Origin of the sequence: Zwartia panacis (assembly GCF_030410395.1) — a bacterium.
In the GTDB taxonomy this organism is placed as follows: domain Bacteria; phylum Pseudomonadota; class Gammaproteobacteria; order Burkholderiales; family Burkholderiaceae_B; genus Zwartia; species Zwartia panacis.
In genome coordinates this window covers 200,066-214,993 of the sequence record NZ_JAUHHF010000003.1, presented here as the reverse complement: position 1 = coordinate 214,993, position 14,928 = coordinate 200,066, and the positions used below count along the sequence as shown (strand labels likewise).

General features: G+C 51.1%; 15 protein-coding genes. 6 read left to right on the top strand and 9 right to left on the bottom strand.

Annotated features, from left to right (window positions below):
- Positions 1-115: 115 nt before the first annotated feature.
- The 6 genes from QWY30_RS05790 to QWY30_RS05765 all read left to right on the top strand — a co-directional run bounded on the left by QWY30_RS05790 (position 116) and on the right by QWY30_RS05765 (position 6,412).
- The gene (locus tag QWY30_RS05790; RefSeq protein ID WP_290239078.1) at positions 116-1,717 is read left to right on the top strand and encodes an ABC transporter substrate-binding protein; all 1,602 of its coding nucleotides are present in this window, start codon (positions 116-118) and stop codon (positions 1,715-1,717) included.
- A 111-nt stretch (positions 1,718-1,828) separates the two neighbouring features.
- Complete coding sequence (locus tag QWY30_RS05785; RefSeq protein WP_290239076.1) at positions 1,829-2,770, top strand: ABC transporter permease; 942 nt, start codon at positions 1,829-1,831, stop codon at positions 2,768-2,770.
- Positions 2,770-3,660, top strand: coding sequence for an ABC transporter permease (locus tag QWY30_RS05780; RefSeq protein WP_290239074.1), 891 nt, complete (start codon positions 2,770-2,772; stop codon positions 3,658-3,660). The genes QWY30_RS05785 and QWY30_RS05780 overlap by 1 nt, the downstream gene beginning before the upstream one ends.
- Positions 3,661-3,673: 13 nt before the next feature.
- The gene (locus tag QWY30_RS05775) at positions 3,674-4,666 is read left to right on the top strand and encodes an ABC transporter ATP-binding protein (protein ID WP_290239072.1); all 993 of its coding nucleotides are present in this window, start codon (positions 3,674-3,676) and stop codon (positions 4,664-4,666) included.
- Between the two features lie 36 nt (positions 4,667-4,702).
- Positions 4,703-5,689, top strand: a complete 987-nt coding sequence (locus tag QWY30_RS05770; RefSeq protein WP_290239070.1) for an ABC transporter ATP-binding protein — start codon at positions 4,703-4,705, stop codon at positions 5,687-5,689.
- Positions 5,690-6,412 (top strand): SDR family oxidoreductase, encoded by a 723-nt coding sequence (locus QWY30_RS05765; protein ID WP_290239068.1) that lies wholly within the window; start codon positions 5,690-5,692, stop codon positions 6,410-6,412. It abuts the gene before it with no gap.
- Between the two features lie 25 nt (positions 6,413-6,437).
- Here QWY30_RS05765 and QWY30_RS05760 read toward each other — a convergent pair whose 3' ends face one another.
- From QWY30_RS05760 to QWY30_RS05720, 9 genes are all read right to left on the bottom strand, one after another.
- A complete protein-coding gene (locus QWY30_RS05760; protein ID WP_290239065.1) occupies positions 6,438-7,430 on the bottom strand; it encodes an NAD(P)-dependent oxidoreductase in 993 nt (330 codons plus the stop codon).
- A 23-nt stretch (positions 7,431-7,453) separates the two neighbouring features.
- Positions 7,454-8,272, bottom strand: a complete 819-nt coding sequence (phnE, locus tag QWY30_RS05755) for a phosphonate ABC transporter, permease protein PhnE (RefSeq protein ID WP_353958797.1) — start codon at positions 8,270-8,272, stop codon at positions 7,454-7,456.
- The gene (gene phnD, locus QWY30_RS05750; RefSeq protein ID WP_290239063.1) at positions 8,272-9,141 is read right to left on the bottom strand and encodes a phosphate/phosphite/phosphonate ABC transporter substrate-binding protein; all 870 of its coding nucleotides are present in this window, start codon (positions 9,139-9,141) and stop codon (positions 8,272-8,274) included. Before phnD ends, phnE begins: the two co-directional genes overlap by 1 nt.
- 2 nt (positions 9,142-9,143) lie before the next feature.
- A complete protein-coding gene (phnC, locus tag QWY30_RS05745; RefSeq protein ID WP_353958796.1) occupies positions 9,144-10,001 on the bottom strand; it encodes a phosphonate ABC transporter ATP-binding protein in 858 nt (285 codons plus the stop codon).
- A 134-nt stretch (positions 10,002-10,135) separates the two neighbouring features.
- Positions 10,136-11,428 (bottom strand): TRAP transporter large permease, encoded by a 1,293-nt coding sequence (locus tag QWY30_RS05740; protein WP_290239061.1) that lies wholly within the window; start codon positions 11,426-11,428, stop codon positions 10,136-10,138.
- Positions 11,425-12,012 carry a TRAP transporter small permease subunit gene (locus tag QWY30_RS05735; RefSeq protein WP_290239059.1) on the bottom strand — a complete coding sequence of 196 codons (588 nt, stop codon included), beginning with the start codon at positions 12,010-12,012 and terminating at the stop codon, positions 11,425-11,427. Before QWY30_RS05735 ends, QWY30_RS05740 begins: the two co-directional genes overlap by 4 nt.
- Before the next feature lie 14 nt (positions 12,013-12,026).
- Entirely contained in the window at positions 12,027-13,088 is a 1,062-nt protein-coding gene (locus QWY30_RS05730) for a TRAP transporter substrate-binding protein (RefSeq protein ID WP_290239057.1), read from the bottom strand.
- 30 nt (positions 13,089-13,118) lie between these two features.
- Positions 13,119-14,399 (bottom strand): TRAP transporter large permease, encoded by a 1,281-nt coding sequence (locus QWY30_RS05725; protein WP_290239055.1) that lies wholly within the window; start codon positions 14,397-14,399, stop codon positions 13,119-13,121.
- Positions 14,396-14,920, bottom strand: coding sequence for a TRAP transporter small permease (locus QWY30_RS05720; protein WP_290239052.1), 525 nt, complete (start codon positions 14,918-14,920; stop codon positions 14,396-14,398). Before QWY30_RS05720 ends, QWY30_RS05725 begins: the two co-directional genes overlap by 4 nt.
- Positions 14,921-14,928 lie beyond the last annotated feature (8 nt).

The window sequence follows — 14,928 nt, the reverse complement described above, 5'->3', positions numbered from 1 at the left end:
TGTGGGTACGAATTCTTTTTCATTGTTCTAAAAGTTGGTCTAAAGCCAATTACTTTAAGTGGCACGGTAATTGCTTTCAGAGATATTGCACGTTTCTATTTATCTGGAGTCTTATATGAATCTAAATCGACGTGATTTACTGAAGGGCGCAGCTGGCTTGGGTTTGGCAGCGACTGGCATGATTGGCGCACCTGCGTTTTCTCAGTCATCCTCGCGGGTGCTGAAGTTCGTGCCACAGTCCAACTTGGCGAACTTTGACCCAATTTGGGGCACACAGTACGTGGTGCGTAACGGCGCCCAGCTGGTGTGGGACACTTTGTATGGCATGGATGACAAGCTGGTTCCGCAGCGCCAGATGATCGAGAGCGAAGAGGTCTCCAGCGATGGATTGACCTGGACGTTCAAGCTGCGTCCCGGCATGAAATTCCATGATGGCGAGCCTGTCCGCGCCATCGACGCAGTGGCCAGTATCAACCGTTGGTCCCAACGCGATCCAATGGGCTTGATGATTCGCGCCGTTCAGAAAGAATTGTCCGTGGTGAATGATTCGACATTCAAGTGGATTCTTGGCAAACCCTTTCCAAAGATGCTGTTGGCTTTGGGCAAAGTTGGCACGCCGATTTGCTTCATCATGCCTGAGCGTTTTGCCAAGACCGACCCATTCAAGCAGATCGATGATTACATCGGCTCGGGTCCAATGAAGTTTTCGCGCAAAGAGTTCAAGCCAGGCGCCTTGGCTGTGTTCGAGCGTTTCGATGGTTACAACTCACGTAAAGAACCAGGCAACTGGATGGCTGGCGGCAAACAGATCAATTTCGATCGTATCGAATGGATCATCATGCCCGACCCCGCGACAGCGTCGGCTGCCTTGCAGAGTGGCGAAGTGGATTGGTGGGAAACACCTCTGCCAGATCTGGTGCCGTTGCTGCGTCGTAACCGCAACATCGCCCTCGATATTGCCGATCCGCTGGGTAATATTGGCTCCTTCCGTATGAACCACCTTTTCGCGCCTTTCGATAATCCAAAGGTCCGTCGTGCAGTTCAAATGGCGGTGAGTCAAGAGGATTACATGCGCGCGGTGGTCGGTTCTGACACCAAGCTTTGGAAAAATTCCGCAAGCTTCTTTACCCCCGGCACATCACTCTATACAGAAAATGGTGGAGAAGTCCTCAAGAACGGCCCCAATATGGAGCTGGCTAAAAAGATGTTGGCCGAATCTGGCTACAAAGGCGAGCCCGTCACATGTCTGGTTGCTCAAGACAATGCCGTGACCAAAGCCCAGGGCGAAATCACCGCCGACTTGCTCAAGCGCTTGGGCATGAACGTCGATTTCGTCGCCACTGACTGGGGTACGGTGGGTCAGCGTCGCGCATCGAAAAACGAGCCAGGTAAAGGCGGTTGGAATATGTTCCACACCTGGCACGCAGGCGCTGACTGCGCCACGATCGCTGGTAACATCGGCGTGCGTGCGAACGGTGAGAAAGCATGGTTTGGATGGCCGAACGTGCCTGCTGTCGAGAAAAATATCGACGAATGGTTTGATGCCTCGACGCTTGACGCAGAAAAAGCTGCCTTTGCGAAAATCAACAAGGCTGCGATGGACGAGGTCGTTTACATTCCGACAGGCTTCTTCTATACCTATCAAGCTTGGCGCAAGAACGTCACCGGCATTGTCGGTGGCCCATTGCCTTGGTTCAACGGTGTAAAGAAAACCTAATGCTGGTTTGAGTCGTTCAGAGCCGGAGCGCATGCATTCATGTGTGCGCTCCGATCTGACTGAGCTGTTGTAGTATCGGATTCAACCTAGTAGCACGGAAACTCCATCACCATGTTTAGTTATATTGTTCGCAGGGTATTAGCGACCATTCCGGTCATGCTAATAGTGGCCCTGTTTGTGTTCAGCCTGCTTTACATCGCTCCGGGCGACCCGGCGGTCGTGATTGCCGGCGATCAAGCCAGCCCGGCTGACGTAGAAAAAATCAGAGCGAGCCTGGGTCTGGACAGACCTTTTCTTGTTCGCTTCTCCGAATGGTTTTTTAATCTCTTGCGCGGAGACCTCGGTGTCTCGATGTTCACAAACATCCCTGTGAGTGAGTTGATTGGTCAACGCATCGAGCCGACATTGTCATTGATGGTGTTGACGCTGGTCCTCGCCGTGGGTATCGCTGTGCCGATTGGTGTCTTGGCTGCCTGGAAGGTTGGTACCTGGATCGATCGTAGTGTCATGGCGATCTCTGTGATCGGATTTTCTGTTCCGGTGTTTGTTGTCGGTTATCTCTTGAGCTTTTTCTTCTCTCTCGAGCTTGATTGGTTTCCGGTGCAAGGCTATGTTTCGTACACCAAGGGCTTTGGCGTTTGGTTCGAGCACTTGGTGTTGCCGGCGGTCGCTTTGGGTTTCGTGTACATCGCGCTGATTGCGCGCATCACACGCGCCACGATGCTCGAGGTATTGTCCCAGGATTACATTCGCACAGCCAAAGCCAAGGGCATGAGTCAGCCTGGTATTTTGTTTGTTCATGCGCTGAAGAACGCGGCGGTCCCTGTGGTGACCGTGATCGGTATCGGTATTGCTTTGCTGATCGGCGGTGCTGTGGTGACTGAAAGTGTATTTGCGATTCCCGGTTTGGGACGTTTGACTATCGATGCGATTGTGCGCCGCGACTATCCGCTGATTCAGGGACTCGTTGTCGTGTTCAGCTTTGTTTACGTGTTGGTCAACCTTGCGGTTGACGTGATCTACACAATCGTTGATCCCAGGATTCGTTACTGATGACTCAATTTGCTGCTGCTCCCGCTTTACCGGATTTGCTGAAACCCCGACGCCAGCGTAAGGGCTTCTTTGGTTTCCTGCTGAATAATCCGACGATTACTTTTGGCGCAGGCTTGTTGCTTGTGATGCTGTTCATCGCAGTGTTCGCGCCGTGGCTCGGCACGGTCGATCCGACTGAGTTGGCCCCCCGCAATCGCAACCTCGAACCTTCCGCAAAACACTGGTTTGGTACCGATGCTTTCGGACGAGACATTTACTCGCGCGTGATGTATGGCGCCCGGGTATCTCTGACCATTGGTTTCGCCGTGGCCTTTTTGGCTTCGGTGTTCGGACTGGTGATTGGTTTGATCTCAGGTACTTTCCGTCGCGCGGATGCCATCATCATGCGTGTGATGGACGGTCTGATGTCGATTCCTCCAATCCTGTTGGCAATTGCCCTGATGGCATTGACCCGCGCAAGTGTGGAAAACGTGGTGATCGCGATTACGATCGCCGAGATTCCGCGTGTGTCACGTCTGGTGCGAGGCGTGGTGCTGTCGCTCAGAGAGCAAGCCTATGTCGATGCCGCGATTTCTTGCGGTTGCCGCATGCCAATGCTGATCTGGCGCCACATTTTGCCCAACACTCTGGCGCCCCTGACTGTTCAGGCGACGTACATCTGTGCCTCGGCCATGATTACTGAATCGATCTTGTCGTTTATCGGCGCGGGTGTGCCACCAATCATCCCCTCCTGGGGCAACATCATGGCTGACGGTCGGACACTTTTCCAGATCTTGCCTTACATCATCTTTTTCCCAGCGGTTTTCTTGTCGCTCACCGTGCTGGCTGTCAACCTGATGGGTGACGGTTTCCGTGACGTGCTCGATCCTCGCAAGTCGAAAACAAGCTGATTGGAGAACTCTCTTGGCCTTATTAGAAGTTGAAAACCTGCAGACGCATTTCCGTACCCCTGACGGTATCAACCGTGCGGTTGATGGCGTGAGTTTTGTCGTGAACGAGGGTGAGACACTTGCCATCGTGGGTGAGTCCGGTTGCGGCAAGTCTGTGACTGCGATGTCGATTTTGCGTTTGATTCCTGAGCCTCCCGGAAAGATTGCCGGTTCGATCAAGTTTTTGGGTAAAGACCTCCTCAAAATGTCGGACAAAGAAATGCGCGCCATCCGTGGCGATGCGATTTCGATGATCTTTCAGGAGCCGATGACCAGCCTGAATCCCGTGTTGAAGATCAGGCGCCAGTTATGCGAGACTCTGCGTTTGCACCAGAAGGTGAGCGACGAGCAAGCCAATGCGCGTGCGCTTGAGCTGATGAATCTTGTTGGCATCGCTGAGCCTGAGCGTCGTCTGGATGAGTATCCGCATCAGTTGTCGGGCGGTATGCGTCAACGCGTGATGATTGCGCTCGCCCTTGCTTGCAATCCCAAGCTCTTGATCGCGGATGAGCCGACCACCGCACTGGATGTGACGATTCAGGCGCAGATTCTGGATTTGATGGCCGATCTTAAAAACAAGATTGGCGCGGCGATTGTCTTGATCACACACGATTTGGGCGTAGTGGCCGAAGTCGCCGAGCGCGTCATGGTGATGTATGCCGGACGCAAGGTCGAAGAAGCGCCTGTCAAAGAATTGTTCGCCAACCCCTTGCATCCCTATACTCAGGGCTTGCTGGGCGCGGTCCCTAAGCTGGGTGCATCGCTCGAGGGTCACTCGACGCGTTTGAGAGAGATCCCAGGACTTGTGCCGAGTTTGAAAAACAAGATTCAAGGCTGCGTGTTCGCTTCGCGGTGTCCTCTGGCAAAAGGACCTTGTCATGATATCGCGCCCGCCATGCAAATCAGAGAAGGTGGTCATCAAGTCGCGTGCCATTTCGCAGGCGAAGTGGCTTTCGCCAATGACTAACTTTTGCTCATGACTCAATCGAATCAGGTTAACCGAATGTCTACGTCCGCTGCAGTGCCATTACTCGAAGTCCGTCAGATTCAAAAATTCTTTCCGATTAAAACCGGTCTGTTCAGCAAGGTGACGGGCCATGTTCACGCTGTGGACGGTGTGTCGTTTTCCGTTAAAAAAGGCGAGACCCTGGCGCTGGTGGGCGAGTCTGGTTGTGGTAAGTCCACCGTGGGTCGTTCGATCTTGCGTTTGTTCGAACTGACCTCAGGAGAGGTGATCCTCGACGGCACGCGTATCGACAATCTGTCGGCCGGTGCCCTGCGTCCGCTTCGCAAGCGTATCCAGGTGATTTTCCAGGATCCGTTTTCGAGTCTGAATCCACGCATGCGCGTGCATGACATCATTGCCGAGCCGATTCGCAACTTTGGTCTCGAGAGTGACGAAGCGAAAATCAAAGAGCGCGTTGTGTACTTGCTCGACAAGGTTCGTCTGCCCAAGGATGCTGGCGAGCGTTGGCCGCATGAGTTTTCAGGTGGTCAGCGCCAGCGTATCTGTATCGCCCGCGCACTGGCCGCCGAGCCCGAGCTCATTATTTGCGATGAGGCTGTTTCCGCGCTCGACGTATCTGTTAAAGCCCAGATCGTGAACTTGTTACAGGATCTGCAAAAAGAATTAGGGCTGGCCTTACTGTTTATCAGTCATGACTTGGCGATTGTCGAGCACATGACGCATCGCGTGGCCGTGATGTATCTTGGACGAATCGTTGAACTCGCGGATCGTACTGAGTTGTTTTCTGATCCCAAGCACCCATATACTTCGGCGCTACTGTCTGCCGTTCCCGTGCCCGATCCGGAAAAAAAGACGACTCGCATCGTATTGCAAGGCGATGTGCCAAGCCCCGTCAAGCGTCCAAGCGGTTGCCATTTTCATACGCGCTGCCCCGAGGCGATCGATATCTGTAAAACTAAAGAGCCCAAGCAAACTATTTTGCCCTCCGGACGCATGGTGGCGTGCCACTTGCGTGAGGTTTAAATGACTCAACCCCTAGCCATTGTTTTTGGCGGTTCACGTGGCATTGGTGCAGCGTGTGTGGATGCACTCGCACGTGATGGTTTTCGCGTGGCGTTCACCTATGTAACCAAGCCCGACGAGGCTAGGGCGCTCGAAAAAGTGGGTCAGATTAAAGCCTATGCGGCGGATGTACGTGACCCTGCTGCTGTGAAACAAGTCTTTGAACATGCAGCCAAGGATTTCGGTACGCGTCCTCAGGTCGTCGTGGCCAACGCAGGTATCAACAAACCCTATTTACCCATCGGCCAGTTCAGTCATGACAATTTCCGCGAGCTGATGGAAGTCAACGTGTTTGGTGCGTTCAACGTGCTGACAGAGGCGGCTCGCGAAGTGCAGGATGGTGGCACGATCATCGGGATCACAACGTCGATGGTGCGCAATGCCGTGCCGGGCGGTGGTGCCTATACGGCGACCAAAGCGGCGGTCGAGGGGCTATTGCGCTCGATGGCCAAGGAGTTGGCTGTGCGCGGTGTGCGCGTCAATGCCGTCGCGCCGGGCGCGGTGGATACTGACCTCTTTCATTCAGGCAAGACCGACGAAGCCAAACAACGCGCGGCCGCCGCGAGTCCCTTCAACCGCATCGGTCTGCCGCACGAGGTGGGTGATGTCGTGGCTTATCTGGCCTCGAGTCGGGCCTCATGGATTCATGGTCAGATCATTCAGCCTAATGGCGGGTTGATCTAAAGTCTCGGCTTTTTATAGCGTAATTTCAAACAGCGCTCACAGACATAGCGTCTTGATTCATCGCGTCAGGCGGGACTTCGCCTCTTAGTGCCGCAATGATGTTATCCGCCGCCCGATGCTCAATCGCCAGCCTGACCGCACTGACTGCTGAACCCAGGTGTGGCGTCAAGACTGTATTAGGATGTGCAAGCAGTCTGGGCTCGATTTGGTGTGGTCGATTTTCCAGACCCCAGTCTTCGCAGGCAAATACATCGGCTGCATAGCCTGCAAGACGACCTTGTTCAAGTGCATCGGCTACAGCTTGTTCATTGACGACCGACCCTCGTCCGACGTTGATCATGAGTTGACCTGGTTTGCAATAAACCAGTTGTTCATGATTGAGCATATTGATTGAGCTGTCTGTTAGCGGGATCGCCACAAACACATAGTCGGCAGTGGTGAGGGCTTCTTCAAGGTTGCAAGAGATCACCCCGGCCATGGTGTTGAGCGGATCAACCCCGAGGAGATGTTTGCAGCCAAAGCCTGAAAGGCGCTGAGCGATCGCTTGACCGACCATCCCGAGTCCAAGAATCGCGACAACTGAGTTGTGTAAGCCTTGACCAAACAATTGGGCACGCCAACCCTTAAAGGCGGTCGTACGCATCAGGTGATCACCCTGCAGGATAAAACGTCCGAGAGAGATTCCCAAACCAACAGCAAGCTCGGCAGTGGGTTCGGTTAACAGGTCTGGAACAATACTGACCCAGATTCCTCGTGCAGTACACGCCGGGATATCGTAGTTGTCAAAACCTTTGAGCGCACAGGCCACGATTTTGAGTGACGGTGCTTGCTTTAAAAGTTTTTCATCCACGCAGTCGGTCATGAACCCCATCATGGCCGTGGCGTCTTTGAGTTGCTCGGATAAAACGGATTGAGACCAGGGTTCGATGGATGGATTGACGACGACATGGCCAAGTTGTTCAAGGCGTGCGCGTACTTCAGAGTGAATACGATTCGTGACAACGATTTTTTCAGACATGCTTTCAGATTTGAGGGCAGAGGTTATTTGAGGGCTTTGCGTAGTGCGCCACCGATGCCATCAACTACCACCACGCAGGCAAGAATGGTGAGCAGGATCGCGGAGACTTCGTCGTATTTGATTAATCTCAGCGCTGCCATCAGTTCAAATCCGATGCCTCCCGCACCGACAATCCCCAATACTGCTGAGGCGCGAAAGTGATACTCCCACCGGTAAATGGTGATGTCCGTCAGCTGTGGAAGCACCTGAGGTAACACGGCATGGGTAATCACCTGAAACCCGTTCCCGCCTGCTGCACGTGCGGCCTCGAGAGGCTTGGGATCTACGTGCTCAATGGCCTCTGCGTAAAACTTACCGACCATGCCGACCGAGTGGAGTGCCAGAGCCAGTACACCGGGCAGAGCACCAAACCCCACTGCTGCGACAAACAGAATGCCTAAAATGATTTCAGGAACCGAGCGCATGGCTGCCAACACGACCCGCACGAGTCTCGCGACTAGTGGAAAAGGCGTCGTATTGGGCGCGGCAAGAAGTGCCAGGGGCAGGGACAAGCAGACTGCCAAAGCAGTACCGGCAATCGACATCGCCAGTGTGTCTAGCAATGGTTTGAGCCAGTGATGCCAGCGTGTGAAGTCCGGTGGCACCATTTCGGACGCAAGTTGAGCGATAGCGGGACCGCCCTCGATAAATCGCGCGGGATCAAAAAAACCAGTGATCCACAAAGCCGCAACACAAAGCGCGAGGATTGCGATGACAATGCGCTTTTGACGTTGTGCGGAGACTTGCGCCTGAGTGAGGATTGTCGAATAGGACGAGGCAAGTATAGAGACGCTGGGTTGCATTACTTCATCTTGCCCAAGTCAAGTTTCAGGACGGTCGCTGTGTCACGCAACACGTCGTAGGATTTGTCGTCGGTCGCGACAAACCCCTCGACGCGAAACGATTTGAGCACTTCTTTATCTTTCATGTCGAGGAAGGCGCCGCGCACGGATTCTTTGAGTGCAGGGGTTAGGTTGCCTTGCATGACGATTGGATAGTTGGGGATTGGATCAGACAACCCAATTTGAACGATTTTCGAAGGATCGATGATTTTTTTTTCGATCAATGAATCCAAAATCGGTTTGGAAAGCGCGCCAGCAGGTACTTGCCCAGCTTGGACCGCACGAGCGACTGCATCGTGGGTGCCTAAAAATACAGGTTTGTAGTCTTTTTCACCATCAAGTTGCGCGGTCTTGAGCAAATAGGCGCGGGGAGCGAGGTGACTGGAGGTGGATGCCTGGTCGCCAAAGGCAAAGGGCTTACCTTTGATATCCGCCAACGCTTTGACGTCGCCTGCGGCATTGGCGATTAATACTGAGTTGTAAGTCGGGGCGCCACGCTCGACACCAACGGCAAATGGTTCAATCGCGGGGGCGCGTGATTTGGCCAACACGTAGGAGAAAGGACCAAAGTATGCGACTTCGATGCGACCAAAGCGCATGGCTTCGATCATGGACGAGTAATCAGTCGTCACGATGATTTCGATTTTTTTGTTGAGAGTGCGCTCAAGATAGGCTTTAAGGGGTTGCGCGTTCTGGATCAGAGTCGCGGCGTTTTCATCGGGTAACAGCGCCACGCGCAACGTGGAGGGGTCGCGACCTTGGGCGTAGGCTTGGTTGGCCATCATGCACATCAGCACAACACCTGCGGATAAAAAGGAACGACGACTCATATTCAGACTCCGGATAGTGATAATTCTTGGAAAGAAGGTTTGACGCGACTGGTCGCATCAGTGGGGGAAGGCGATGTGCTGACGTGCTGATACAGGGCTTCGGCGCGTTCAGGGGTCAGCAGCTCGGGCGCACCATCAAAGACCATCGCGCCGCCTTTGAGACCAATAATCCGATCCGCAAACTGTCTGGCGAGATCGACTTGGTGCAAACTGACGACAGCTGTTAAACCATCGGATTTGCAAATATCGTGCATGGATTGCAGCAAGCGCACAGAAGTGTTGGGATCGAGGCTAGCCACAGGCTCGTCGGCGAGCAAGATTTTGGGTTGCTGGATCAGGGCACGTGCCATGCCTACCCGCTGTTGTTGTCCACCGGAGAGTTGATCTGCGCGTGTCAGTGCACGGTCGAGCAATCCGACGCGCTCAATCACCGCCAGCGCTTGTTCCTTCTCGGCTCGCGTCCATGGGGTGAACATACGCCAGCCAGCGTGATAGCCTAAACGACCCAATAAAACGTTGTCCAACACATTCAGGCGACCGATTAGATGGTGCTGCTGAAACACCATGCCCGTTTGTCGGCGATGGCGTTTGAGAATGGCTGGATCCTTTAAATCACCCAGTCCCTCGACGCTAACATGGCCGCTAGAGGGCTCAACTAGGCCATTGAGTGAACGCAGCAACGTCGATTTTCCCGCTCCGGAGGTGCCGAGCAGTACGACAAAGGAACCTTGGGCAATCTTGAGTGTGGTGCTGTGCAAGGCCTTGTAGCCATTCGGATAAATGACTTCAAGTGCCTGGGTTTGAATGGCAGTTGCCGATAAGGGGGGGTATAGATTGCTACCAAGACTCTCTGGTTTCATTTTTGATTTGAGTGAGCGCGAAGACCGCGCGCTCACATACAAATAAAGTGGAAGACCAGAGAATTATGGTTTGGTTAAATGACAATTCTGTGAAGGTAATATTTCATTTTTATGAATACAAAACAATTAGCTCGTTACATTTTCCCTGGTAACCACGTTACGATTTCCGGGAAGACCATCAGGAAAAGAGTAAACAGGATGATGATCACGGCGTATGGCAGGGCACCCCACATCACATCACTGATATCGCCTGAATCCGAACGAATCCCATGAACAACAAATAAATTCATGCCCACAGGCGGCGTGATCAAACCTAGTTCGCACATCAGGATGACAAAAATACCAAACCAGATTGGATCAATTCCTAGCGCGATCGCAATCGGATAGGTGACAGGAATCGTCGCGACCATCATGGACAACACATCCATGAACATTCCCAATATCAGATAAAACAAAATTAAACCAAGGATCAATCCTACAGGTGAAAGTCCAAGGCTTGTGACCCACTTTGTCATCACTTCAGCGACACCGGTCAAGCTGATGGTCAGATTTAAGATGAACGCAGCAGCGATGATCAGCAGGATCATGCCTGAAACGCGGGCAGTGGAAATAAAACAACCACGCAAGAGAGGCCAACTTAATCGGCCTGATTTCACCACAAAGAAAAGTACGGTTGTTACACCTAATGCAGCGCTTTCGGTCGCAGTCGCAATGCCAAAGTACAAGCTGCCCATCACCACACCAAAAACGATTAAAGGTGCGATGAGGTGCTGAGAAACAATAAGCTTGTCTTTAAAACTGACTTTCTCTTCTCGAAGCGTATTGCCGCTGAGGATGCTTGTGATGGCAATGTAAAGCATGAAGGCTCCCGTCAATAAAAGACCGGGAATAATGCCTGCGACGAAAAGTTTTCCAATCGAATTGTTAGTCAATGATCCGTATATGATCATATTGACGCTTGGTGGAATTAAAATTCCCAGTGTGCCGCCTGCAGCGATTGTTCCAAGTGAAGGCCTAATAGGATAACCGCGCTTCATCAGTGAAGGTAATGCCACAGTTGAAATTGTTGCGGCTGTGGCGACGGATGAGCCAGATGTCGCTGCAAAGAGTGCGCAACTGCCAATATTTGTATGAAGCAATCCTCCTGGGAGGCGACCAAACCATGCTGAAAGAGCGAGATACATACGGTCAGCTATTCCTGATCGTAATAAGAGTTCACCCAGAAGTACAAAAAGCGGAATTGAGGTTAGAAGATTTTCATTTTGGACACCCCATAGCACTGGGGCAATTGAATTCATGAATGGCATTCCATAGACAGCGATGCCGCCAATGATACCAACTAGTGCCATCGATACCGCAATGGGTATCCCTGCAATCATCATGAATACCATGATTAAAAAAGCGAGTGTAATCAGTGTTGGATTCATGGCTTGCTCACGATTTCATCCAGATTTGAACGTTGTGCCAAATCATCAAGTTCTTCTTTAAGCTCTTCTTTTGCACTTTTAGGTTGAAACTCTTGGATGAGTTCTTGTTGCTTTCCGGTCAAGAGTAGATAAGTTGCCCACGCAGCAAAGCAAACTGAAACGATGGCAAATGTCACCAAACCTGCGTACCAAAGAGATTGTGGATAAATCAGTGGCGTGGCCCATGGGGTTTGGGCTGTACTGCCGTAGGTCACGGAATCGAGTAAAACTTGAATGGCAACCCAACATAAAAAAACTGCAAATGCTGCCAAACTGAAGGCTGAAAGCCAATTCATTAAGGCCTTCAGCCAGTCTGGATAATGTTGATGCAAGACGTCCACACGGATGTGATTGCGTCCAAACACGGCTAGACTAAAAGCGATGGTTGACCCGATGGCCAATGCATAGCCTCCTAGTTCATCTACGCCCTGCAGAGAAACATTAAATAACTTTCTTACGATCGTCTCGACAGTGACGAGCGCAACAAGTGTCATAAATATAGTCCCGAACAGAATGCCCAGAATATTTTCAAGCCGTGTTTTCATCATGACGCCTTAGCTTATTTCACACCAACAATCGGTCCAACTGTTTTTTTCCAATCGGCCGAGCAGGTAGGGTTCGTTTTGTCGCAGACAGGTGCCCACGCTGGGAAGGAAACTTTGTCGATAGCAGTGCCTACGAGTTTGATATCCGCCTCAGAGACAGGGACTGTTTTGACTTTATATTTTTTCCCTGTGGTGCAAGGATCAGAACCTTCATTGCAGCGCAAAGCGTCATCTGACAGCTCTTTGGAGTATTTCCAAATATCATTAGTCAGCTCGGTAAACGCAGCTTGGAGTTTGGCTTGCTGATCTGGCTTAAGACGATTCCAAGTCTTAAGTGATATGCCATATCCGTTCATGCTCATTTGGAAACCAAGGGGTAATTGATGAGTGACAATCTCTGACCAAGCTGCTGAATTAGCAGAACTAGGGCCTGTCACTGCACAGTCGATTACCCCTAAGGATAGTGCTTGATGTACTTCCGTAAAGGCCATTGGAACTGGCGTTGCACCCACTAATTCTAAAAACTTAGCCATACTCTGATCTGCGACACGGATTTTCATCCCTTTGACGTCAGATAATTGTGTGATTGGCTTTTTACAAAAAATCATTTGTGGTCCAAAAGGCCAATGACCCAGAAGCTTGATGCCAAACTGTTTTTGTAAGCGTGCATCAAGAATGGGTAACCAGGCATCGACTACTTTTCGACTTTTTTCATAGTCAGGACTTCCTCCTACCAAATCCATTCCGATGAGTGCGGGTTCATCACGCGAGTTTTGTGAAAATCGTAGAGAAACCATATCAAACAAACCTGCTTTCATGATGCGAAGTTGTTCGGTGTCCTTGATGCCAAGGGTGTCGAGTGGCTTATATTCAACAGTAATTGGTAGACCTGTTTTGGCAGCAAGTTGTTCAAAGAATGGCTGCTCACGATTCTTTTGAATATTACCTGTTGCCAATGGTTGACCAATAACTTTAAGCGTGATGTTTTGAGCTTGAATGGCTGGTGCCGAAAGCATGAGGGCACTGAGTGCAATTGGTGCAATGAAAGGGGCAAGATAGTGCTTGATTGATGACATCATGTGCTCCGGTAAAAATAAAAATAATTGTCAGTAACCCATGCTTCGGGGCAGGGTCGTGACAATCGCTGGAAAAAACATACAAAGAAATAGAACGGCATACATCAACGCGACAAATGGCCAGATATTTGCAACGAGCTCGCGCATGCGAACACCTGTGACACCACATACAACAAAGAGAACCACACCGACAGGTGGCGTCAACATTCCAATCACGAGATTCAGGACAAATAAAAATCCAAAGTGAAGAGGATCGATGCCATATTGAAGCGCGATTGGATGAAGCAATGGCACTAGCATGATGTAAGCTGAGTTGGACTCGAGAAACATGCCAACAACAAAGAGCAGTAGGGCCACAAGAATCAGGTAAACAAGAGGATCCTTTGTCACCGCAAACAGCAGTTCTGAAAGTTTTTGAGGCATCAGATCTACGGTCATTAAATAAGTAATGACTGAGGCAAAAGCAATAAGGGCACCGACTACAGCCGTAGTAATTGCTGCACGTATCAAAATGCGTGGCAAGTCTGATAGCTTGAGTGTGCGGGTAATAAAAAAACCAAGGATGAGCGCATAGATCACAGATATCGCGGAGCCCTCCGTTGCGGTGAAGGCACCGCCTATGATGCCTCCGATGACCAACAGTGGCATAAACAATACAATCGCAGAGCGACGTAATTCTATGAATAGTCTTTTGAACTGAAACGGCTCACCTGTCGTACTCCAGCCACGTTTTGATGTGATCCAGCTGCATAACAGCATAAAGCCTATGGTGATTAACAAGCCCGGAACGACACCCGCCATGAACATGCCTCCAACAGATACAGACGGACCTGCCATAAAGGCATAGACAATCATTGCAGCCGAAGGTGGAATGATCGGGCCAAGGTTGGCCGCTGCCGCGACAATTGCGGTAGCAAAACCTTTGTCATAGATTTTGGAAAGCGAGGGCACCAGAATTGCTGACAAAGCACTTGCGTCTGATACTGCAGTGCCTGATACCGTCGCTAGGCCTGCACCCGACAGCATCGTGACATGTGCCAGACCTCCACGAACACGACCCACTAATGCGTTTGCAAAAGAAATGAGACGCTCAATGATCCCTGCTTTGATCATCAACTCGCCCGATAGCATGAAAAATGGAATTGCCATCAAGGGAAATGAGTTGACCGAGTACATCATTCGCTGAGGAATGATGGAAATATCGATGCCTGAAAGCCAAATTGCAACGATTGCGCTCAAACCCATTGCAAAAGCGATTGGCAGGCCCATCAGGGCGATGAGCATAAAGCCGATAACCACTAAGGTACTCATTCTGCGTCACCTGTCTGTTGATGAATTTCGCCGGTGATGGCGATGCGCGCCATGTGCAATCCTGTGCATAGCATTCCTAGTCCGACTGCGACAAAAAAGTAGGCGACACTGATGTCAATTGTTGCCATTTGTTCATCCCATTGGTCTTTACACAACTCAATGCATGACCAGGCGATCGCAAAAGAAAGCGCGGCACATAAAGCCGCGGAGGCTCTTTGAACGATGCGTTGATTCGCGGGTGAAAACTTATCCACAAACAGATTGATGCCGATATGTGCACCTTGAGACGCCGCCAGCGGAATAGCCAGAAATACAACCCAAACAAATGCCAGTCGGCCAGACTCTTCAGCCCAGTCAATTGATACGTTAAAGCCGTATCGCATGACCACCTGTGCAGAGACAATGCCGACCATGAATACAAATATCAGGATCACTGCCCAAATCAAAATCAAATCTAAAGCTCGAAAACATTTACCCAACGGGGTTGTGGTGTCATAGGTAGCTGGGATTGAATTCATCATTGGGCAGT

What these genes read in the sequence shown, in the direction of transcription:
- phnD (WP_290239063.1), bottom strand. Translation starts at nt 9,141, where the DNA reads ATGAGTCGTCGTTCCTTTTTATCCGCAGGTGTTGTGCTGATGTGCATG.
- QWY30_RS05770 (WP_290239070.1), top strand. Translation starts at nt 4,703, where the DNA reads ATGTCTACGTCCGCTGCAGTGCCATTACTCGAAGTCCGTCAGATTCAA.
- QWY30_RS05720 (WP_290239052.1), bottom strand. Translation starts at nt 14,920, where the DNA reads ATGATGAATTCAATCCCAGCTACCTATGACACCACAACCCCGTTGGGT.
- phnC (WP_353958796.1), bottom strand. Translation starts at nt 10,001, where the DNA reads ATGAAACCAGAGAGTCTTGGTAGCAATCTATACCCCCCCTTATCGGCA.
- phnE (WP_353958797.1), bottom strand. Translation starts at nt 8,272, where the DNA reads ATGCAACCCAGCGTCTCTATACTTGCCTCGTCCTATTCGACAATCCTC.
- QWY30_RS05735 (WP_290239059.1), bottom strand. Translation starts at nt 12,012, where the DNA reads ATGAAAACACGGCTTGAAAATATTCTGGGCATTCTGTTCGGGACTATA.
- QWY30_RS05740 (WP_290239061.1), bottom strand. Translation starts at nt 11,428, where the DNA reads ATGAATCCAACACTGATTACACTCGCTTTTTTAATCATGGTATTCATG.
- QWY30_RS05730 (WP_290239057.1), bottom strand. Translation starts at nt 13,088, where the DNA reads ATGTCATCAATCAAGCACTATCTTGCCCCTTTCATTGCACCAATTGCA.
- QWY30_RS05760 (WP_290239065.1), bottom strand. Translation starts at nt 7,430, where the DNA reads ATGTCTGAAAAAATCGTTGTCACGAATCGTATTCACTCTGAAGTACGC.
- QWY30_RS05790 (WP_290239078.1), top strand. Translation starts at nt 116, where the DNA reads ATGAATCTAAATCGACGTGATTTACTGAAGGGCGCAGCTGGCTTGGGT.
- QWY30_RS05765 (WP_290239068.1), top strand. Translation starts at nt 5,690, where the DNA reads ATGACTCAACCCCTAGCCATTGTTTTTGGCGGTTCACGTGGCATTGGT.
- QWY30_RS05780 (WP_290239074.1), top strand. Translation starts at nt 2,770, where the DNA reads ATGACTCAATTTGCTGCTGCTCCCGCTTTACCGGATTTGCTGAAACCC.
- QWY30_RS05785 (WP_290239076.1), top strand. Translation starts at nt 1,829, where the DNA reads ATGTTTAGTTATATTGTTCGCAGGGTATTAGCGACCATTCCGGTCATG.
- QWY30_RS05725 (WP_290239055.1), bottom strand. Translation starts at nt 14,399, where the DNA reads ATGAGTACCTTAGTGGTTATCGGCTTTATGCTCATCGCCCTGATGGGC.